We start from the raw sequence: 17,327 nt of genomic DNA on the forward strand, positions 1-17,327 counted from the left end.
GGCCGCCGCGCGCGACGGCCGCTCCCGCCAGGAGCGCCTCGCGGCCCTGACTCAGCTCGGCAAGGCCGGCGCCCGCAAGGCGTCCGCCTAGGGACTCGATCTCGCCGAGAGCTGCTTCCCCCACGGAAATAACGCCGTAACATTGGCGCCGACCTTTCAGGTCGGAATTCCAGGGAGGAACCTGCCATGTGCGACGACGAAATCCATCAAGGCCTAGTAGACCCGAGCGTCTCGCGCCGAGCCTTCGGCCTGTCGGCGGCGGCCGCCGCGACCTTGGCCGCCACGCTCTCGGCCACCATGGCCCACGCCCAGGAGAACGTCGAAGAGAAGGACGTCGACGTGAAGACGCCCGACGGAACCGCCGACGCGGTGCTCTTCTATCCCAAGGGCAAGGGCAAGTGGCCGGCGGTGCTGATCTGGACCGACATCTTCGGCCTGCGTCCGGTGTTCCGCGACATGGGCCGCCGGCTGGCCGCCCAGGGCTATGTCGTGCTGGTGCCCAATCCCTTCTACCGCCAGGGCCGCGCCGCGGCGGTCGGCGCCGACAAGTTCGACTTCTCCAAGCCGGAGGAGCGCGCCAAGCTCATGCCCATCGCCGCCTCGATCACCGGCCCCAACACAGTCGAGAGCGACGCGCCCGCCTTCTTCGCCTTCCTCGACGCCCAGCCGCAGACCGACAAGAAGAAGGGCGCCGGCACCCAGGGCTATTGCATGGGCGGCCCGCTGGTCTATCGCACCGCTGCGGTGCTGCCGGAACGGATCAAAGGCGCGGTCACCTGCCACGGCGGCGGCCTCGTCACCCAGACCGCGGCCAGCCCGCACCTCCTGATCCCCAAGATGAAGGCCGAGGTCTATTCCGCCGTCGCCGCCAACGACGACCAGCGGGCGCCCACCGACAAGGACGTGCTGAAGAAGGCCTTCGCCGACGCCGGCAAGAAGGCGACCGTGCTCGTCTACGACGGCTGCCAGCACGGCTGGTGCGTCAAGGGCAGCGCCGTCTACAACGAAGCCGGCGCCGAAAAGGCCTGGGCGGAACTGACGGCGCTCTACAAGCGCAACCTGGTTTAGGACGCCGCGGCCAGCTTCCAGCGGGCCAGGGCTTCGTAATGCGGCCGCGCCTGGTCGGCGATCCTCTCGAGGTCGCCGGTCAGGGCTGCGGCCGTTTTGCGTTCCGGCGCCGAGAACCCCGTCGAGCGCTCCACCGCCTCGTACCACGCCGGGGCCCAGACGCCGTCGCTGGCGCGCGGGCCGGCGGGCCAGGCCAGCATCTCTTCGCGGAACGGGACGTCGAGCGCCGCGCACAGTGCGCCGAGGACCCCGCGCGGATCGGCCAGCACGTCGGCGCCTTCCACAACCGGGGGGCTGCGCCCCAGCCGGTCGGCTTCGCGGTCGAAGAGCTCGTGCTGCCGCACCACGCCGATGTCCTCCAGCGAGACCTCCGCGCGCTTCTGCACATAGGAGGCGAGCACGGCGGCCGGATCGCGGATCAGGAAGGCGTTGCGGCACGCTGCCATCCAGTCCACTCCGAAGTCCGCCAGCATGTGGTGGGTCATGTGCTTCTGGTAGAAGACCGGCGCGGGCTCGTCCTCGACCAGACCCTTCGCCACAGTCCGCCAGTCGCCCGGCTGCGAGGCGAGCACCTCCTCAAGCATCGGATGGACCAGGCCGGTTTCCGCCAGATAGGCCGCGTAGAACGGCTCATCGACCACCGCGCAGTCGGGCCGGTTCTCGAACGACCGCATCATCGCCGTGGAGATGTTGCGCGGCCCCGACCACATGGCGATGCGGACGGTCTGGCTCATGCCGGCGCCTGGGGCCCGGCGTCGGCATCCTTGAGCGCCTCGTAAAGCGCCCGCAGCCGCGTGGTCACCGGCCCGGGCAGCGCCTGCGGCAACAGGTGGCCGTCCACCTCGCGCACCGGCGTCAGCCCGCCGAAGGTCCCGGTCACGAAGGCCTCGTCGGCGCCGTGCAGGTCGCTGAGCGGGAAATGGCCGAGCTCGATCGGGATGCCATTGTCGTGGCAGAGCTGGATGACGTTGGCCCGCGTCACCCCATTGAAGCAGAACTGGCCCGACGAGGTTCGCACCCGGCCGTCCCTGGCCCAGAACAGGTTGGTGGCGTTGCAGCTCGACACGTGGCCGCCCGGGTCCAGCATCACCGCCTCGTCCGCGCCCACCTTGATGGCGTCCAGGAGCGCGGTGATCAGCGCCAGGCGCGAATGCGAGTTCAGCCGCATGTCGAACATCTCCGCAGGCGTGCAGCGGATCGCCGACGTCGCCAGCGAGAGCCCGCGGGTCACGATCTCCGGCGACGGCGCCTTGTACTCCGCCGTGATTGCCAGCGTCGGCTTGCCCAGCCAGTTGCGCGGGTCCTGGTTGACCGCCTTCTTCTCGCCGCGCGTCACCATCAGCCGCAGGTGCGCCCCGTCCCGCATCCCGTTGGCCGCCAGCAGCTTCCAGATCTCGGCGGTGAGCTGGTCCGGCGTCAGCCCCAGGTCGAGCTGGATCTTCTCAAGGCCCCAGTAGAGCCGGTCGAGATGCGCCTTGAGGAACAACAGCCCGCCCTTGTGCAGGCGCAGCCCCTCCCAGACCCCGTCGCCCAGCACGAAGCCGGCGTCGAAGATCGACACCTTCGCCTCCGCGCGCGGGACCAGCGCGCCGTTGAGGTAGATGAGAAGGTCCGCGTTGCGCGGGTCGGCGGCGAAATCCTGGCTTCCGGGCATGGGGGCAACCTAGCCGCTGGGCCCCTCGCGGTGAAAGGGCGAAAGCCCGGCATCCTTCAGGATGCTGGATAGCCCTGAACTCCATGGTTGATTGCGAGCTTGAGCGTCTGGGCAAGTCAAGGACGCGCCCTAGGCGCGCCGCCGCGCGGCTGGCCTGCGGCCAGTCCTTGAGTTGCCCAGACGCTCAAGCAAAACTGGCCGCCATGGATTTAAGGCGCATTCCGTTCCGCGCCACTTTGAAGGGCGCGCGGGCATGACCCAACAGATCGGCGGATCCACCGCGGAGGCGGAACTCGCCGCCCTCAGGCCCTGGGCCAACCCCGCGCCCGCGATCACCGCCGCCGAGCGCTCGGAGCGGATGGCGCGCGCCCAGGCTCTGATGGGCGAGATCGGCGCGGACGCCATCGTCGTCGGGGCCGGCCCCTCGCTGCGCTACTTCACCGGCGTCGGCTGGAACGCCACCGAGCGGCTGGTGGCGATGATCCTGCCGCGCGCCGGCGGGCCCATCATGATCTGCCCGCGCTTCGAACTGGGCTCGCTGGAAGCCTCGCTCGGGATCGAGGCGCCCATCCGGCTCTGGGAAGAACATGAGAGCCCCTACGCGCTCGCCGCCGGCGCGCTGGCCGATCTCGGCGTCAAGACACTGGCCATCGATCCTGCCCTGCCCTTCTTCGCCTTCGACGGCCTGCGCCTGGCGGCCTCAGGCGTGGCCACCGTCAACGGCGCCCCGGTCATCGACGGCTGCCGGATGATCAAGTCGCCGGCCGAGCTGGCCCTGATGAGCCAGGCCAAGGCCATGACCCTGGAGGTCCACCGCCGCGCCGCGCGCATCCTTAGCCAGGGGATCACCACGACTGCGGTGCGCCGCTTCATCGACCAGGCGCACCGCGCGCTCGGCGCCGACGACGGCAGCTCCTTCTGCGCGGTGCAGTTCGGGGTCGGCTCAGCCTATCCGCACGGCCTGCCCGGCGAGCAGGAGCTTAGCCTGGGCGACATCGTCCTCATCGACACCGGCTGCAAGGTCGCCGGCTACAACTCCGACATCACCCGCACCTATGTGTTCGGCGAGCCGTCGGCCGAACAGCGCCGCGTCTGGGAGATCGAGAAGCAGGCCCAGGCCGCCGCCTTCGCCGCCGTGAAGCCCGGCGTCCCCTGTGAGGAGATCGACGCGGTGGCGCGGCGCGTGCTGGAGGCGGCGGGTTTCGGCCCCGGCTACAAACTCCCCGGCCTGCCGCACCGCACCGGCCACGGCATTGGCCTGGCCATCCACGAAGCGCCCTATCTGGTGCGCGGCGACAAGACCCCGCTGGCGCCCGGCATGTGCTTTTCCAACGAGCCGATGATCGTGCTGCCGGAGACCTTCGGCGTGCGCCTGGAGGACCACTTCTACGTCACCGCCGACGGCGCAGCCTGGTTCACCGAACCTCAGCCCAGCCTCGACCAGCCGTTTTCAGAGAAGAATTAGAAAAGAAAACCACGAACCCACACAAACACCACGAACGCGCCTGCGTAAGCCGGCCGGCCGCAGGCCAGTCCTGGAACCTCGGAGCCGGCAGGCCTTGGCTAGCGGCGCCTCAACCGACAGAGCGCGTTCGTGGTGTTTGTGTGGGTTCGTGGTTGAATCTTGAAAGCCGCTTGCGCGGCGATCAGGAGCCTCAGGCGGCCACCCAGGCGCGGTCGAGCGCGTCGGGATCGTCCAGCGCCATCTCGTCCCAGTCGAGGTCCGGCGGCGGGCTCATGGCGGCTGCGACCACCGCGCTCATCTCGGCCGCCGAGGCCACGCCCACCAGGACGCAGGAGGCTTCCGGCCGCGAAAGCGCGAAGCCCAGCGCCGCCTGCAGCGGGTCGGAGCGCCCCTCGGCGATCAGGCGGCGCGCGCGGCTGATCCGCCCGGCTGCGGCCTTCAGATGGTTCGGCGCGCGGTCGGGCGGCAGGAACAGCAGGCCATTGAGGAAAATCGAGCGCAGGTGGATCTCGATCCCCATGCCGGCCAGTTCGCCAAGTGTGCCGTCGATCAGCATCCGCTGGTCGAGCAGTGAGGCCGGCGCCTGAACCAGGTCGGGCTTGAAGCGCCTCGCCAGGCCCACCGGATCGTCCGAGGCATAAACCGAGACGCCGATCTTTTTGCACAGCCCCTCGTCGCGCAGCTTGCGCAGGCGGTCCCACAGCTCCGGGCCGTGGGCGCTGAAGAGGTCGGTGGCGCTGGGCGCCAGGATCGCATCGACCGAGCTCACGCCCAGGCGGGCGAACTGGGCGCGAATCTCCGCCTCCACCAGGTCGGCGCCGCGGTCCGGGCGCACGGTGGTGACGGTCAGCTTGAACGGCTGCGGCTTGGGCAGCACCTGGCCCAGCGTGATCTCGGCGGGATTGGGGTGGCGGCCGACCTCCAGCACGCCCAACCCGGAGCGGGCGGCGATCGCCAGGATCTCGCGGGCTTCCTGGTCGCGCGGACGCCCGCGCCCGCCAGGCTGCTGGTCGAGGCCGAACTGTCCGGAGCCGAGGCCCAGCTTGTGGATCGGGGACGTCATGTGTCGGGGCGACTTAAGGGACCACTTCCAATGAGCCGGCATGTTTGGCCTATGATGCCTAAGAACCCGTATCCAGGACCTTTCCGAGGGGTAAATTTTGATCGAGCGCGAGCCGCTGCCTGAGTGGCCCCTTTTCGGCATGACGGGCGATGTCCGCCCGACCCTGCGCGAGGTGCGCGCGGCGGGCCTCAGCTGCACGCTGGCCACCCTGATCGCGGTGGAGGGCGGCGGGCCGCGACCGATCGGCACGCAGATGGTCTTCGCGCCCGGATTCACCGCGGGCTATTTCTCCGGCGGCTGCGTCGAAAGCGATGTCGCCGATCATGCCTTCGCCTGCCTGGCGGACGGCGAGCCGCGCACCCTGGTCTATGGCGAAGGCAGCCCCTGGCCGGACATCCAGCTGCTCTGCGGGGCCAGGATCGAGATCTTCCTGGAACGCGTCGCGTCGGACGATCCGGCCCTGACCGAGCTGCTGGACGCCCATCGGGACCGGCGGCCCGTGACCTGGGTGAGCGACGGCTATACGCGCCAGTGCGCCGAGGACCTGTCGCCCTGGCCGGAAGCCGCCGTGGTCCGCGAGCATGAGCCGACGCCGCGCCTGATCGTGGTTGGCGGCGATCCCACGGCGCTGGCCATCGCCCAGCTCGGCGCACAGTCGGAGTTCGAGACCACGCTCGTCCGCCCCAAGGGTCCGGCGTCCGGCCCGCCCATCGCCGGCGTCGCCTATAGCCGCGCCGAGCCCCATGAAGCCTTCGCCGCCATCGGCGTCGACGCCTGGACGGCCATCGCCATCGCCACCCACGACCTGGAGACCGACCGCGCGGCCTTGCGCGCCGCCCTGCCGTCGGCGGCGAGTTATGTGGGCCTGTTGGGCGCGCGGCGGCGGATCGCCGACCGGCTGGCCCCGCTCAGGGCCGAAGGCGCGCCGGAGCACCTGTTCGGCAAGCTGCACGCCCCCATCGGTCTGGCCATCGGCGGCAAGGCGCCCTGGGAGGTCGCCGCCTCGGTGATCGGCGAGATCATGGCCCTGCGCTATGCCCTGGGCAGCGGCAGCACCTCGACCGCGCTGCCCGCAGACGCCGCCTGAGCGCCGGCGAGGCGCCGCAACAGCGCGTCGGACGCGGCGAAGACGCTGACCAGAGAGGAGTCCTGGTCGCGGTAGGGTTGGACCGTCACGCCGCCCTCGGCGTAGCTGAGCTTGGCGCGCATCCAGTGTTCGCGCGAGCCGTTGGCCGGCAGGTCCTGCGCCAAGCGCGCGGTGATCGTCACCGGCTCGGTCGCGGCGCCCTGGTAGGCGGCGAGGATGGCCTTCAGGAACATCTCGGCGCAGACGAAGGCCGAGGCCGGATTGCCGGGCAGGCCCAGCAGCCGGCGTCCATCGCGCAACACGCCGAAGAAGGTCGGCTTGCCCGGCCGTACATTGACGCTCTCCACCTTGAGCGACAGGCCAAGCTGCGCCGCCGCCGCCCGCACCAGGTCGTGGTCGCCCACCGAGGCGCCGCCCACGGTGACCACCAGATCGGCGTCGGCCTGGCGTAAAGCGGCGATCACAGCGTCCAGTTCGTCGCGCACCGGCCGGGCGCGGATCACGGCGCCGCCCCAGCCCTCGATCATCGCCGCGAGCGCCGGAACCCCGCTGTCGTAGATCTGGAAGGGCCCGGGCTTGGCCGGCGCCTCGACAATCTCCTCGCCAGTCGACAGCAGCGCCACGCGCGGCCGCCGGTGGACGGAGACCTCCGCGCGCCCCGCCGAGGCCGCCAGCGACAGCCGCCAGGGGTCGATCCGCACGCCCTTCGGCAGCAGCGCCGCGCCCGCCTTGAAGTCGCCGCCCGCCGGCCGGATGAAATTCGCCGCCGCGACCTCGGGCGCGCGGACATGCTCGCCGTCCCGCTCCGCGTCCTCCTGGATCACGATGGCGTCGCAACCTCGCGGCACGGCCGCCCCGGTGAAGATCCGCACCGCCTCGCCCGCGCTCACCGCGCCCTCGAAGCCGTGCCCCGCCGCGCTTTCGCCGACGATCCTCAGGGTCCCCGGGCAATCGGCAGACCGCACCGCCCAGCCATCCATGGCCGAGGCCGCGAACGGCGGCTGGTCGCGAACGGCGGTGACATCCTCGGCGAGCACGCGGCCGATGGATTGGGCGAGCGCAACGCGCTCCGCGGGCAACAGGGCAATCTCCGCCAGCATCGCGGCCCGGGCGTCATCGACGGAGAGGAGCTTCACGCCGCGCTCCAGTCCCCGCTCTTGCCGCCGCTCTTGCTCACAAGGCGCACGGCCTCGATGACCATGCCCTTCTCGGCGGCCTTCAGCATGTCGTAGAGCGTCAGGCAGGCGACCGTCACGGCGGTCAGGGCCTCCATCTCGACCCCGGTCGGCCCGGTGGTCTTGACCCGCGCCGTCACCGCGAGCCCCCCGTCCGCCGCCGCCACGGCCACCTCGACCTTCGACAGGCTGAGCGGATGGCACATGGGGATGAGGTCGGAGGTCCTCTTGGCCGCCATCACCCCGGCCAGCTCGGCCACGGCGAAGACGTCGCCCTTCTTACCCGCGCCCGACGTCGCCAGCGCCAGCGTCGCGGCGCTCATCCGCACAAAGCCCTGCGCCACCGCCTCGCGGGCCGTGGACGGCTTGCCGGAGACATCGACCATCCGCGCCCGGCCGTCTTCGCCGATGTGCGTGAGCCTGCTCACGATTCCAAAAGCCTCGGCATCAGCTCGACCATGTTGCAGGGCCCATGGCGGCTGTCGAGCTGGGGTGAGATCACCTTGTCCCAGCCGTCCCTCACCGCCCCGTTCGATCCCGGCAGGCAGAAGACGAAGACGCCCTTCACGATGCCCGCCGTGGCCCTCGACTGCAGAGTCGAGAGCCCCACCGACTGGTAGCTCACCATGTGGAAGACCACCGAAAACCCGTCGAGCTTCTTGTCGAACAGCGGCTCGACCGCCTCGGGCGTCACGTCGCGGCCGGTGATGCCGGTGCCGCCGGTGGTGACGATCGCCTCGACGAAGCCCGACGCCACCCAGCCCTCGATCTTCTCGCGGATCTCGACGATGGAATCCTTGCAGATCGCCTTGTCGGCCAGCTCATGCCCCGCCGCCTTGACCCGCTCCGCGAGCACGTGACCGGAGGTGTCGCTCTCCTCGTCGCGGGTGTCGGAGATGGTCAGGACCGCGATCCGCACGGGCTTGATCGCCTGCTTCTCGTCGATGCGGCCGCCGGGGGTCAGTGCGTTCACGGCTGTGTCTCCTCTTCCCAGCGCGTCAGGTCGGCGTGGTCCCGGTCGGTCGGCTCGACCCAGCGGGCGCCGTCCGGACCATGCTCCTTCTTCCAGAAGGGCGCCTTGGACTTCAAGTAGTCCATCAGGAAGTCGCAGGCTTCGAAGGCCGCGCGGCGGTGGCGCGCGGCCGTCGCCACGAACACCACCGGCTCGCCCGGCGCGATTCGGCCCACCCGGTGCAGGATCTGCAGGTCGTCCAGCCCAAAGCGGGCGCGGGCCCGGTCGGCGACCTTACCGATCTCGGCTTCCGTGAACCCCGGATAGGCCTCCAGCTCCAGGGCCACCGTGGCGCCGGCCTCGGCGCGGGCGATGCCGGTGAAGGTGGCCACCGCACCGACCTCGCTGCGGCCCTGGCAGAATTGCGTGAGCAGGGCGCCCGGGTCGAAAGGATCGAAGGTGAGGCGGACCTGCCCTCCGAAGCCTTTGCGAAGGAGGGTCACCGCCTAGCCCCCGCTCATCGGCGGCAGGAAGGCGACCTCGGTCCCGGCGTTCAGCGGCGCGTCGCCACGCACGATCACCTGGTCCAGGGCCACCTGCACGCCGCGCCCGGCCAGCGCCTCGCCGAGCGTCGCGTCTTCATCAGAGAGCTTCGCGCGCAGCGCCGAGAGGAACGGGCTGTCGACCTGCCGCTCGCGCCATCCGGCCACGTCGCTCAGGCGCCCGAACAGCAGGACCCGGGCCACGGCCTAGCCTCCGGTCGTCGACATGTGCCGGGCGACGGCGGGCGCCAGTTCGCGGCCGATGTGGAAATCATGGCCCTTGGGCTTGGCGTCGACGGCGGCGCGGATCGCGTCGGCCAGATCCGCGTCGCTCGCCCCGGCGCGGATCACCGCGCGCAGGTCGGCGGCGTCCTCGCGGCCCAGGCAGGTGTGCAGGGTGCCGGTGCAGGTCAGCCGCACCCGGTTGCAGGCCTCGCAGAAATTGTGGCTGAGGGGGGTGATGAAGCCCAGCCGGCCCCCGGTCTCGGCGACCTCGACATAGCGCGCCGGGCCGCCCGTGGTGAGGGGCAGGTCGGTCAGCGTCCAGAAGCTCTCCAGCTCGGCCCTCAGGCGGGTGAGCGACAGGTACTGGTCGGTGCGGTCGGCTTCGACCTCGCCCATCGGCATGGTCTCGATGAGCGTCATGTCCGCGCCGATGCCGTGCGCCCAGCGGATCAGGTCCGGCAGTTCGGCGGCGTTGTCGTGCGCCAGCGCCACGGCGTTGATCTTGATCTTCAGGCCCGCCGCCTGCGCCGTCTGGATGCCGGCCAGCACCTTGGCGAGATCACCGCCGCGGGTGAGCGTGCGGAACAGGTCGGGTTTGAGCGTATCCAGCGAGACGTTGATCCGCTTCACGCCCACGTCCGCCAGCTGCCCGGCGAACTCTGTCAGCCGCGTGCCGTTGGTGGTCAGCGTGACCTCTTCCAAGGCGGCGCTGCGCAGATGCCGCCCCAGGCTTTCGAACAGCCCCATCACGCCCTTGCGCACCAGGGGCTCGCCGCCGGTGATCCTAAGCTTCTTCACGCCCAGGCCCACGAAGGCGCTGGCGATGCGGTCCAGCTCCTCCAGCGTGAGCACCTGCGCCTTGGGCAGGAAGGTCATGTGCTCGGCCATGCAGTAGACGCAGCGCAGGTCGCAGCGGTCGGTCACCGAGACGCGCAGATAGGTCACCGTGCGCCCGAAGGCGTCGACCAGCGGCGCGGCGGGGGCGCTTTGAGCTTGCGGCGAAGAGGCGTCGTAGGGCGTCATGCGGCCTAGAACATAGAGAGGATATCGGCTTGGCGACAGGTCCAGCGTTGGAAGCGGTCGTCCTGGCCGCCGGATCGGGCCGCCGGTTCGGGGGCGGCAAGCTGCTGGCGGCCTGGGACGCGGGCGTCCTCCTGGAAGGTGCGCTGGCCGCCGCCTTCGCCGCGCCGGTGCGCAGCGTCACCGTGGTGATCGGCGCCGACGCCGACGCCGTGGCCGCCGCGGCGCTGGCCTTCGACCCTCGCGCCATCGTCGTCCACGCGCCCGATCACGCCGAGGGCATGGGCGCGTCCCTGCGCACCGGTATCGCCAGCCTGCCGGGCGATGCGGACGGCGTCTTCGTCTTCCTGGGCGACATGCCGCGGGTCCCGGCCGAGGTCCTGCCGCGCATGGCCCAGGCGCTGATCGACGGCGCGCTCGCCGCGGCGCCCATCTACCAGGGCCGCCGCGGCAACCCCGTGCTGCTCGACCGCACCCTCTTCCCCCAGCTCCTGGCGCTCACCGGCGACGCCGGCGCGCGCGGCGTGCTGCAGAACCTCGGCGACCGCCTGGCCCTGGTGGAAAGCCCCGACGACGGGGTGCTGTTCGACGTGGACGAGCCGGGCGACCTGGCAAGATAGGATTCAACCACGGAAAACACGGAAAGAGCACGGAAAGAGGATTCAACCACGAACCCACACAAACACACACGAACGCGTCCTGCCGCGTGAAAGCCCGAAGGGCCTTCTTCCGATAGGCAAAGCCTAAGATCAGAAGGCGAGCTCCGCTCGCGGCGCGCACGCCCTGTTCGTGTGCGTTTGTGTGGGTTCGTGGTTCTTCTTCGCTTCTCTTTCCGTGCGCTTTCCGCGGCTCTACTTTTCAAATCTGAGCCGCGTGCGCCGCCAGCGCGAGGTCGTCCGCATGCACCAGCGGGCCGCTGGTATAGCCCAGCGCCGCCTCGATCGCCTCGCTCTTCAGGCCGCAGATGCGCTCCGCGTCCTGCGCCTCGTAGCGGACCAGGCCGCGGGCGATCTCGTGCCCGGCCTCGTCGCGGATCACCACCGCGTCGCCCTTGTCGAAGCGGCCTTCGGTGCGGCGGACGCCCGCCGCCAGCAGGCTCTTGCCGCGCCGCACCGCCTGGGCCGCGCCCTCGTCCACCACCAGGGCGCCGGCTGGGGCCAGCGAGCCGGCGATCCAGGCCTTGTAGGCGGCGGCCGGCGTGGTCGAGGGCTCGATCACGGTCGCCCGCGCGCCATCCTCCACCGCCTGCAGCGGCGAGGGCCGGTTTCCAAGCGTGATCACCGTCGCGCAGCCCGCGGCGCTGGCGATGCGGGCGGCGGAGAGCTTGGTCGCCATGCCGCCGGTCCCAACGCCCGTCTCCGCATTGGCGCCGCCGGCCATGGCCTCGATCTGCGGCGTCAGCCGCGCCACGCGCGGTAGATGCTCCGCAGACGGATCATGCCGGGGATCGACGGTGTAGAGCCCGTCCACGTCGGAGAGCAGCACCAGCACGTCGGCGCCGATCATCTGCGCCACGCGGGCGGCCAGGCGGTCGTTGTCGCCGTAGCGGATCTCCTCGGTGACCACCGTGTCGTTCTCGTTGACCACCGGCACCACGCCCAGCGCCAGCAGGGTCTCGACGGTGGCGCGCGCGTTCAGCCAGCGCCGGCGCACCTCGGTGTCGTCGCGGGTCAGCAGGATCTGGGCGGCGGCGATGGCGTGGGGCTCGAGCGCCTCTTCCCAGGCGCGCATCAGGGCCGACTGGCCTGCGGCCGCGGCCGCCTGTTTCTCCGGCAGCGTCAGGGCGCGCTTGGGGAGCGCCAGGCGGCGGCGGCCCAGCGCCACGGCGCCTGAGGAGACCACCAGCACCTGCTGGCCCCGCGCCCGCATCCGCGCCACGTCGGCGGCAAACGCGCCCAGCCAATGGCGATCGGCGCCGTCTGCGCCCACCAGCAGGGCCGAGCCGACCTTGACCACGATCCGCTTGGCCGAGGCTAAGCCCGTCACGGCGCCCAGTCCTCGGGCGCCTGGCCGCTGGCCTCCAGGGCGTCGGCGGCCTCTTCACTCTTCCGTGCACGGACCAAGGCGTAGGCTTCGCGCAGCAGTTCGGTGACGCCCTCGCCCGACACGCCGGACACCTGGCGCACCTTCTCGCCCGACGCCTTGCTGAGCGCCTTGGCCTTGGCCTTGCGGGTCTCGGGGTCCAGCGCATCGACCTTCGAGAGCACCAGGACCTCGGTCTTGCCGCCCAGCTCCTCGCCATAGGCCTCGAGCTCGTGGCGCACGGTCTTCCAGGCCTCGACCACGTCGTCCTGCGTGCCGTCGACCAGGTGGATCAGCGTCGCGGTGCGCTCCACGTGGCCCAGGAACCGCACGCCCAGGCCCGCGCCTTCGCTGGCGCCCTCGATCAGGCCCGGGATGTCGGCCAGGATGAAGCGTTCGCCCACCGACAGGTCGACCATGCCGAGGTTCGGCGCCAGCGTCGTGAACGGATAGTCGGCGATCTTCGGCTTGGCGGCGCTCGCCGCCGCCAGGAAGGTCGACTTGCCGGCGTTGGGGAGGCCCACCAGCCCGACGTCGGCGATCAGCTTCAGGCGCAGCCAGATCCACTGCTCCTCGCCGTCCTGGCCGGGGTTGGCGAACCGCGGCGCCTGGTTCACCGGGCCCTTGAAGTGGGTGTTGCCGAACCCGCCGTTGCCGCCCTTCAGCAGCCGCACCCGCATGCCGGCGGTGTCCAGGTCCAAGAGCAGGGTCTCCTTGTCCTCGGCGAACACCTGGGTGCCCACCGGCACGCGCAGCACCGCGTCCTCGCCATTGTGGCCATGGCGGTTGCGGCCCATGCCGTGGACGCCGGTCTCGGCCTTGAAGTGCTGGTGGTAGCGGAAGTCGATCAGGGTGTTCAGGCCATCCACCGCCTCGATCCAGACGTCCCCGCCCTTGCCGCCATCGCCGCCGTCCGGGCCCCCGTACTCGATGTACTTCTCCCGCCGGAACGACACGGCCCCGCCGCCGCCGTTTCCGGACCGGATGTAGATCTTGCACTCGTCGAGGAACTTCATTGTGGGCGGGCCTTAGCACAAAACCGCCAACCCCGGCGAAGCGCGAAGGAAGCGGGAAGAAAGAGGAACCACGGAAAACACGGAAAAAGCACGGAAAGAGGATTCAACCACGGACGGACACAGACGCACACGGACGCGTCCTGCCGCTTGAAAGGCCGAAGGCCATCTTCCGATAGGCTCTGCTTACGATCGGAAGGCGAGCTGCGCTCGCGACAGCCAAGGCGCGTCCGTGTGCGTCCGTGGTTGAGCCTTCCTTCTTCCTCTTTCCGTGCTCTTTCCGTGTTTTCCGTGGTTCAAAAAAGGGGAGGCCCCGCCAGCACGGAGCCTCCCGGTTGATCAGGCCAGCCACACCATCATCCGCGTCGGCACTTCCGCCCCGCCGCGGGCGGCCGACGGGCGCAGTTCCACGTCGCCGGTGTAGAGGAAGCCGGCCTTGCAGAGCACCTGGCCGGACGCCGGGTTGTCGGCGAAGTGGCCGGCGACGACGACGTTCTTCCGCCAGTCGCGCTTCACCCACTTCAAAGCCCCGCGCACCGCCTCGGTGGCGTAGCCGCGGTTCCAGAACGGCCGGCCGAGCCAGTAGCCGATCTCGGGGCGCCCATTGTTCTGGGCGCCGCCGCCCTTGAACCCGATCCCGCCGACCACGCCGAAGTTCTGGTGCTCGATCACCCAGTTGGCGTCGCGGCCCCAGTCGATGGCCTGGGCGCGGGAAATCCACGCCTCGGCGTCGGCCAGGCCGTAGGGGTGCGGGATCATCCCGGTCATGCCCGAGACGTTGCGGTCGTTCACCAGGCCGGCGATCGCCGGGGCGTCGGTCACCACCGGACCCCGAAGGATCAGCCGTTCCGTGGAGACCACCGGGGTCACTTCAACTGCGCACATATCTACCTCCCGGCCCTCTAAGCGGGGCCCAAAACGAAAAGCGGGGAGCCCGGCTGTCCGGACTCCCCGCTTGGGTTCGTCTGTCCGGTTCAGCCCGTGGGCGAACCGGAGAAAGGCGGTTCGCCTACTTCTTGGTCTCGTTGGCCATCACGACGTTCACGTAGGTGCGGTCATCACGCTTGGTGGTGAACTGCACCGCGCCCGTGGCGGTCGCGAAGAGGGTGTGGTCGCGGCCAAGGCCCACGTTCTCACCCGGCCAGAACTTGGTGCCGCGCTGACGGACGAGAATGTTGCCGGCGAGCACCGCTTCGCCGCCGAACTTCTTCACGCCCAGACGCTGGCCGGCGGAATCGCGCCCGTTGCGCGAGGAGCCGCCTGATTTCTTGTGAGCCATGGTGCTCTCCTAAATCCCTTGAGCCGGCCTTACTTGGCCGACTTGTCCTTCTTCGGAGCCGCAGCGGCCTTCTTCGGCGCAGCAGCCTTCTTTTCAGCGGCCGGAGCCGCGGCCTTGGCGGCCGGAGCCGCGGCCTTGGGGGCGGCGGCCTTCTTGGCCGGCGCCGCCTTGGCTTCGGTGGCCGGAGCCGCTTCAGCCTTGGCTTCCGCCTTCGGCGCGGCGGCCTTCTTCACCGGCGCGGCTCTAGCGGTCCCGGCGCCCTTGCGGGGCGTCTGGATCTTGGAGGCGGCGTAGGCTTCGGCTTGCGCGGCCGGGCTGATGTAGGTCAGGCCGCGGGCGCGCGCATCGAGCTCGCCCTTGGTGGTCAGGTCGACCTTGCCGTCCCACTTGGTGGTCTTGCCGTCGGCGCCGGTGATGCCGATGACCCGCAGGGCGGTCTCGTGCTGGCGGTGACCGCGGGTGCGGCGATAGCCCTGGCGACGGATCTTCTTGAAGATCTTCACCTTCTCGCCCTTGCGGGTCTCGACCAGGGTGGCGGTCACGACCGCGCCCTTCACGGTCGGGGCGCCGATGACGACCGCGTCGCCTTCGCCCACCATGAGGACTTCACCGAACGAAACGTCCGAGCCGGGCTCGCCCGCGAGCTTTTCGACAACCATCAGATCGCCGGGGGAGACCCGGTACTGCTTGCCGCCGGTCTTGATCACCGCGTACATCGTTCGCGCCTTCAAAATCACTGTCTATGTGCAAAACGGAATGCGCCCGCGAGATGGCCCGCGGGCGAGAGGGCGGGACTTATACGGATGGGGAGCGCTGTGTCAACGCGCGAGGGGGCCTTTTGACCAGGTCGCGGCCGCCATTCTAACCCTTAAATCCATGGCGGCCAGTTTGCCTGCCGCTCCGGCTCACTCAAGGCCCGGGCTCCGCCCGGCCGCGGAGCGGCGCGCCGAAGAGCGCGGCCTTGACTGAGCCGGAGCGGCAGGCTCGCATCATCCATGGGGTTTAAGGGCGGTCAGCCCTCTCAAAGAGGGCCGGGCGAGATTCCAGGTCCTCCTCCCCTTGTGGGAGGAGGTGTCGGCCGGACGGCTGACGGAGGTGGGGTCACGCTCCGCCATCGGCGCGAAACCGACCGTCGGGTGATACTGAAATTCAGAGAAACCCCACATCCGACCTGCTTCGCAGGCCACCTTCTCCCACAAGGGGAGAAGGACGCCACCCACCCGATCGATCCGGCGCACCCCCGCGCGCAACGCCGGACTCCGTGCTAACCAAGCCTGGCCCAAGGCCACTCGGGGGAGCCGCCGCATGGACGTCCACAAGCCCAAGCCGATCCACGGCTGGCGCGAGTTCCTGAAGGAGGTCGGCATCATCGTGCTGGGCGTGCTGATCGCGCTCGGCGCCGAACAGGCGGTGGCGCGGCTGCATGAGCTGCGCCTGGCGGACGAGACGCGGGCCACGGCGCGGGCGGAGCTCAGCGCCGCGCTGCACAACTTCATCGACCGCCGCGCGATACAGGCCTGCATCGACCGGCGCCTCGACGAGGTGAGCGGCCTGCTGCTGGCCGCCGACAAGCCGGGCTACGTCGCCCCGCACTGGATCGGCCGGCCCCAGGAGTGGGGCCTGGTCACCGCCGGCTGGGACGCCGCCGCTCAGGGCGGGCGCGTGGCGCTGCTCACCGACAAGGAACAGGCGGAGCTCGGCGGCCTCTACGTCCGCCTTCGCGAGCTCTACGTCGACCAGAACGAGGAGCAGAAGGCCTGGGCGGAACTGCGCCAGCTTGAGGATCAGCCGCGCGTCGATCCCGCCATGAAGGCCGCCGTCAGGTCTGCCCTGCAGCAGGCGCGCTTCGTCAACTGGGAGGTGCGCGTCGATCTTGAGATGGCGGAGTTGAGCGCCGAGCAGTTGCACATCGTCAAGCCGCCCACCGGCTACAGGGGTTCGCCCTCGATCTGCCTGCCCCTCGATACGCCGCGCGCCGAGGCCTTGGCGAAGATCGGGGCGTTCTTCCACGACACGCTGGGCGAGCCTTGAGCGATCGCCAGGCCGCGGCCCGGCCTCAGTCCTCTCCCTCGTAGGGCATCGGGATCGGCATATCGTCCTCGCCCGGCCCGGGAACCACGGGCCGCGCCGCGCTCAGTTTCAGGGCTTCGGCCGCCGTATACTCGGCATCGGCCTCGTCGGTTTCCAGCGTCGGCGCGGCCATCCGCCTCATCGCGGCGGCGAAACCGTCCTCGATGTCGTCCGCGATCAGGGGACGGGCCGAAAGCGGGACGACCTGCGCCGGCGGCTTGGGCTCATCAGTCATGGGGCTAACTCTCGGTGCGCAGCGGCTTTCCGAAGGCTAACCCGAGTTCGCGCCTTCGGCCTAGCCCAGCGCGCCGGCCGTGGCCGCGATCGCCGGCTCGGCGCGCGGCGCCGGGGCGGGCGGCTTCTCGTCCAGCAGGCCCGCGAAGAAATAGCTGACGTCGACCTCCAGGGCGTAGGCCAGCCGCCAGAGCGTCGCCACCGGCATCCGGCACTTGGCCGCCTCGTACTTCTGGATCTGCTGGAACGTCACCCCGCAGATGTTCGCCAGGTCCTGTTGCGAAAGATCGAGCAGTCTGCGCCGCATCCGCAGGCGCCGGCCAACCATCGCATCCACATCGTCACGCATCGCACTCACCCACCCATCCAACGAATCCAAACAACGCGGTCAGTGAACCGCGTTGTCGCCACGTCCGATTGTAAGTTCGCGACAGGCTAGGGCCGGGCCGAAAAAGGCT

20 protein-coding genes and 1 pseudogene are annotated in these 17,327 nt (G+C 70.2%); 5 read left to right on the forward strand and 16 right to left on the reverse strand.

Going from position 1 to position 17,327, the window contains the following annotated elements; translation table 11 throughout:
- The first annotated feature begins 186 nt into the window (after positions 1 to 186).
- A complete protein-coding gene (locus tag VKQ35_RS05810) occupies positions 187 to 1,068 on the forward strand; it encodes a dienelactone hydrolase family protein (protein WP_324359472.1) in 882 nt (293 codons plus the stop codon).
- Here the strand turns inward: VKQ35_RS05810 and VKQ35_RS05815 are convergent.
- Both VKQ35_RS05815 and VKQ35_RS05820 read right to left on the reverse strand, forming a co-directional pair.
- Positions 1,065 to 1,802: a hypothetical protein gene (locus VKQ35_RS05815; RefSeq protein WP_324359474.1), complete on the reverse strand. Its 738-nt coding sequence runs from the start codon at positions 1,800 to 1,802 to the stop codon at positions 1,065 to 1,067. The two genes, VKQ35_RS05810 and VKQ35_RS05815, sit on opposite strands and share 4 nt — an antisense overlap.
- A complete protein-coding gene (locus tag VKQ35_RS05820; RefSeq protein ID WP_324359476.1) occupies positions 1,799 to 2,722 on the reverse strand; it encodes an aminotransferase class IV in 924 nt (307 codons plus the stop codon). Before VKQ35_RS05820 ends, VKQ35_RS05815 begins: the two co-directional genes overlap by 4 nt.
- A 253-nt stretch (positions 2,723 to 2,975) precedes the next feature.
- On the opposite strand from VKQ35_RS05820, the gene VKQ35_RS05825 reads away from it, so the two are divergent.
- A complete protein-coding gene (locus tag VKQ35_RS05825) occupies positions 2,976 to 4,187 on the forward strand; it encodes a Xaa-Pro peptidase family protein (RefSeq protein ID WP_324359478.1) in 1,212 nt (403 codons plus the stop codon).
- 190 nt (positions 4,188 to 4,377) lie between these two features.
- Here VKQ35_RS05825 and VKQ35_RS05830 read toward each other — a convergent pair whose 3' ends face one another.
- A complete protein-coding gene (locus tag VKQ35_RS05830) occupies positions 4,378 to 5,250 on the reverse strand; it encodes a bifunctional regulator KidO (protein WP_324359480.1) in 873 nt (290 codons plus the stop codon).
- A gap of 139 nt (positions 5,251 to 5,389) precedes the next feature.
- On the opposite strand from VKQ35_RS05830, the gene VKQ35_RS05835 reads away from it, so the two are divergent.
- Complete coding sequence (locus tag VKQ35_RS05835) at positions 5,390 to 6,337, forward strand: XdhC family protein (RefSeq protein ID WP_324359482.1); 948 nt, start codon at positions 5,390 to 5,392, stop codon at positions 6,335 to 6,337.
- Here VKQ35_RS05835 and glp read toward each other — a convergent pair.
- Genes glp through moaA form a run of 6 tightly spaced genes read right to left on the reverse strand, consistent with a single transcriptional unit; the run spans position 6,283 to position 10,254 of the window.
- Positions 6,283 to 7,473, reverse strand: a complete 1,191-nt coding sequence (glp, locus tag VKQ35_RS05840; protein WP_324359485.1) for a gephyrin-like molybdotransferase Glp — start codon at positions 7,471 to 7,473, stop codon at positions 6,283 to 6,285. The genes VKQ35_RS05835 and glp overlap by 55 nt on opposite strands.
- Positions 7,470 to 7,940: a cyclic pyranopterin monophosphate synthase MoaC gene (gene moaC / locus VKQ35_RS05845; protein ID WP_324359487.1), complete on the reverse strand. Its 471-nt coding sequence runs from the start codon at positions 7,938 to 7,940 to the stop codon at positions 7,470 to 7,472. Before moaC ends, glp begins: the two co-directional genes overlap by 4 nt.
- Complete coding sequence (gene moaB, locus VKQ35_RS05850; RefSeq protein ID WP_324359489.1) at positions 7,937 to 8,485, reverse strand: molybdenum cofactor biosynthesis protein B; 549 nt, start codon at positions 8,483 to 8,485, stop codon at positions 7,937 to 7,939. Before moaB ends, moaC begins: the two co-directional genes overlap by 4 nt.
- Positions 8,482 to 8,967 (reverse strand): molybdenum cofactor biosynthesis protein MoaE, encoded by a 486-nt coding sequence (locus tag VKQ35_RS05855; RefSeq protein ID WP_324359491.1) that lies wholly within the window; start codon positions 8,965 to 8,967, stop codon positions 8,482 to 8,484. The genes moaB and VKQ35_RS05855 overlap by 4 nt, the downstream gene beginning before the upstream one ends.
- 3 nt (positions 8,968 to 8,970) lie before the next feature.
- The gene (locus VKQ35_RS05860; protein ID WP_324359493.1) at positions 8,971 to 9,210 is read right to left on the reverse strand and encodes a MoaD/ThiS family protein; all 240 of its coding nucleotides are present in this window, start codon (positions 9,208 to 9,210) and stop codon (positions 8,971 to 8,973) included.
- 3 nt (positions 9,211 to 9,213) lie between these two features.
- Positions 9,214 to 10,254, reverse strand: coding sequence for a GTP 3',8-cyclase MoaA (gene moaA / locus VKQ35_RS05865; protein WP_324359495.1), 1,041 nt, complete (start codon positions 10,252 to 10,254; stop codon positions 9,214 to 9,216).
- A gap of 29 nt (positions 10,255 to 10,283) precedes the next feature.
- Between moaA and VKQ35_RS05870 the strand changes: the two genes are divergently transcribed.
- Positions 10,284 to 10,871 carry a nucleotidyltransferase family protein gene (locus VKQ35_RS05870; RefSeq protein WP_324359497.1) on the forward strand — a complete coding sequence of 196 codons (588 nt, stop codon included), beginning with the start codon at positions 10,284 to 10,286 and terminating at the stop codon, positions 10,869 to 10,871.
- 238 nt (positions 10,872 to 11,109) lie between these two features.
- Here the strand turns inward: VKQ35_RS05870 and proB are convergent, their stop codons facing one another.
- The 5 genes and pseudogenes from proB to rplU all read right to left on the reverse strand — a co-directional run.
- Positions 11,110 to 12,237 carry a glutamate 5-kinase gene (gene proB / locus VKQ35_RS05875; protein ID WP_414692313.1) on the reverse strand — a complete coding sequence of 376 codons (1,128 nt, stop codon included), beginning with the start codon at positions 12,235 to 12,237 and terminating at the stop codon, positions 11,110 to 11,112.
- Positions 12,234 to 13,289 (reverse strand): GTPase ObgE, encoded by a 1,056-nt coding sequence (gene obgE / locus VKQ35_RS05880; protein ID WP_324359499.1) that lies wholly within the window; start codon positions 13,287 to 13,289, stop codon positions 12,234 to 12,236. The genes proB and obgE overlap by 4 nt, the downstream gene beginning before the upstream one ends.
- Before the next feature lie 336 nt (positions 13,290 to 13,625).
- Positions 13,626 to 14,171 carry a GNAT family N-acetyltransferase gene (locus VKQ35_RS05885; RefSeq protein ID WP_324359501.1) on the reverse strand — a complete coding sequence of 182 codons (546 nt, stop codon included), beginning with the start codon at positions 14,169 to 14,171 and terminating at the stop codon, positions 13,626 to 13,628.
- A gap of 124 nt (positions 14,172 to 14,295) precedes the next feature.
- Positions 14,296 to 14,565 (reverse strand): 50S ribosomal protein L27, encoded by a 270-nt coding sequence (gene rpmA, locus VKQ35_RS05890; protein WP_324359503.1) that lies wholly within the window; start codon positions 14,563 to 14,565, stop codon positions 14,296 to 14,298.
- 326 nt (positions 14,566 to 14,891) lie between these two features.
- Positions 14,892 to 15,281, reverse strand: a pseudogene (rplU, locus tag VKQ35_RS05895) (50S ribosomal protein L21); the annotation flags it as partial.
- Positions 15,282 to 15,870: 589 nt separating this feature from the next.
- Here rplU and VKQ35_RS05900 point away from each other — a divergent pair.
- Entirely contained in the window at positions 15,871 to 16,596 is a 726-nt protein-coding gene (locus tag VKQ35_RS05900) for a hypothetical protein (RefSeq protein ID WP_324359505.1), read from the forward strand.
- 25 nt (positions 16,597 to 16,621) lie between these two features.
- Here VKQ35_RS05900 and VKQ35_RS05905 read toward each other — a convergent pair whose 3' ends face one another.
- Together VKQ35_RS05905 and VKQ35_RS05910 are read right to left on the reverse strand one after the other, a co-directional pair.
- Positions 16,622 to 16,870: a hypothetical protein gene (locus VKQ35_RS05905; RefSeq protein ID WP_324359507.1), complete on the reverse strand. Its 249-nt coding sequence runs from the start codon at positions 16,868 to 16,870 to the stop codon at positions 16,622 to 16,624.
- Between the two features lie 60 nt (positions 16,871 to 16,930).
- Positions 16,931 to 17,218 carry a helix-turn-helix transcriptional regulator gene (locus tag VKQ35_RS05910; protein WP_324359509.1) on the reverse strand — a complete coding sequence of 96 codons (288 nt, stop codon included), beginning with the start codon at positions 17,216 to 17,218 and terminating at the stop codon, positions 16,931 to 16,933.
- Between the last annotated feature and the right edge of the window lie 109 nt (positions 17,219 to 17,327).

Source organism: Phenylobacterium sp. (assembly GCF_035309685.1).
GTDB lineage: Bacteria > Pseudomonadota > Alphaproteobacteria > Caulobacterales > Caulobacteraceae > Phenylobacterium.

Excerpts from the sequence above, each read along its gene's own strand:
- VKQ35_RS05810 (WP_324359472.1), top strand. The coding sequence starts at position 187 with ATGTGCGACGACGAAATCCATCAAGGCCTAGTAGACCCGAGCGTCTCG.
- VKQ35_RS05815 (WP_324359474.1), bottom strand. The coding sequence starts at position 1,802 with ATGAGCCAGACCGTCCGCATCGCCATGTGGTCGGGGCCGCGCAACATC.
- VKQ35_RS05820 (WP_324359476.1), bottom strand. The coding sequence starts at position 2,722 with ATGCCCGGAAGCCAGGATTTCGCCGCCGACCCGCGCAACGCGGACCTT.
- VKQ35_RS05825 (WP_324359478.1), top strand. The coding sequence starts at position 2,976 with ATGACCCAACAGATCGGCGGATCCACCGCGGAGGCGGAACTCGCCGCC.
- VKQ35_RS05830 (WP_324359480.1), bottom strand. The coding sequence starts at position 5,250 with ATGACGTCCCCGATCCACAAGCTGGGCCTCGGCTCCGGACAGTTCGGC.
- VKQ35_RS05835 (WP_324359482.1), top strand. The coding sequence starts at position 5,390 with ATGACGGGCGATGTCCGCCCGACCCTGCGCGAGGTGCGCGCGGCGGGC.
- moaA (WP_324359495.1), bottom strand. The coding sequence starts at position 10,254 with ATGACGCCCTACGACGCCTCTTCGCCGCAAGCTCAAAGCGCCCCCGCC.
- obgE (WP_324359499.1), bottom strand. The coding sequence starts at position 13,289 with ATGAAGTTCCTCGACGAGTGCAAGATCTACATCCGGTCCGGAAACGGC.
- VKQ35_RS05885 (WP_324359501.1), bottom strand. The coding sequence starts at position 14,171 with ATGTGCGCAGTTGAAGTGACCCCGGTGGTCTCCACGGAACGGCTGATC.
- rpmA (WP_324359503.1), bottom strand. The coding sequence starts at position 14,565 with ATGGCTCACAAGAAATCAGGCGGCTCCTCGCGCAACGGGCGCGATTCC.
- VKQ35_RS05900 (WP_324359505.1), top strand. The coding sequence starts at position 15,871 with ATGGACGTCCACAAGCCCAAGCCGATCCACGGCTGGCGCGAGTTCCTG.
- VKQ35_RS05905 (WP_324359507.1), bottom strand. The coding sequence starts at position 16,870 with ATGACTGATGAGCCCAAGCCGCCGGCGCAGGTCGTCCCGCTTTCGGCC.
- VKQ35_RS05910 (WP_324359509.1), bottom strand. The coding sequence starts at position 17,218 with ATGCGTGACGATGTGGATGCGATGGTTGGCCGGCGCCTGCGGATGCGG.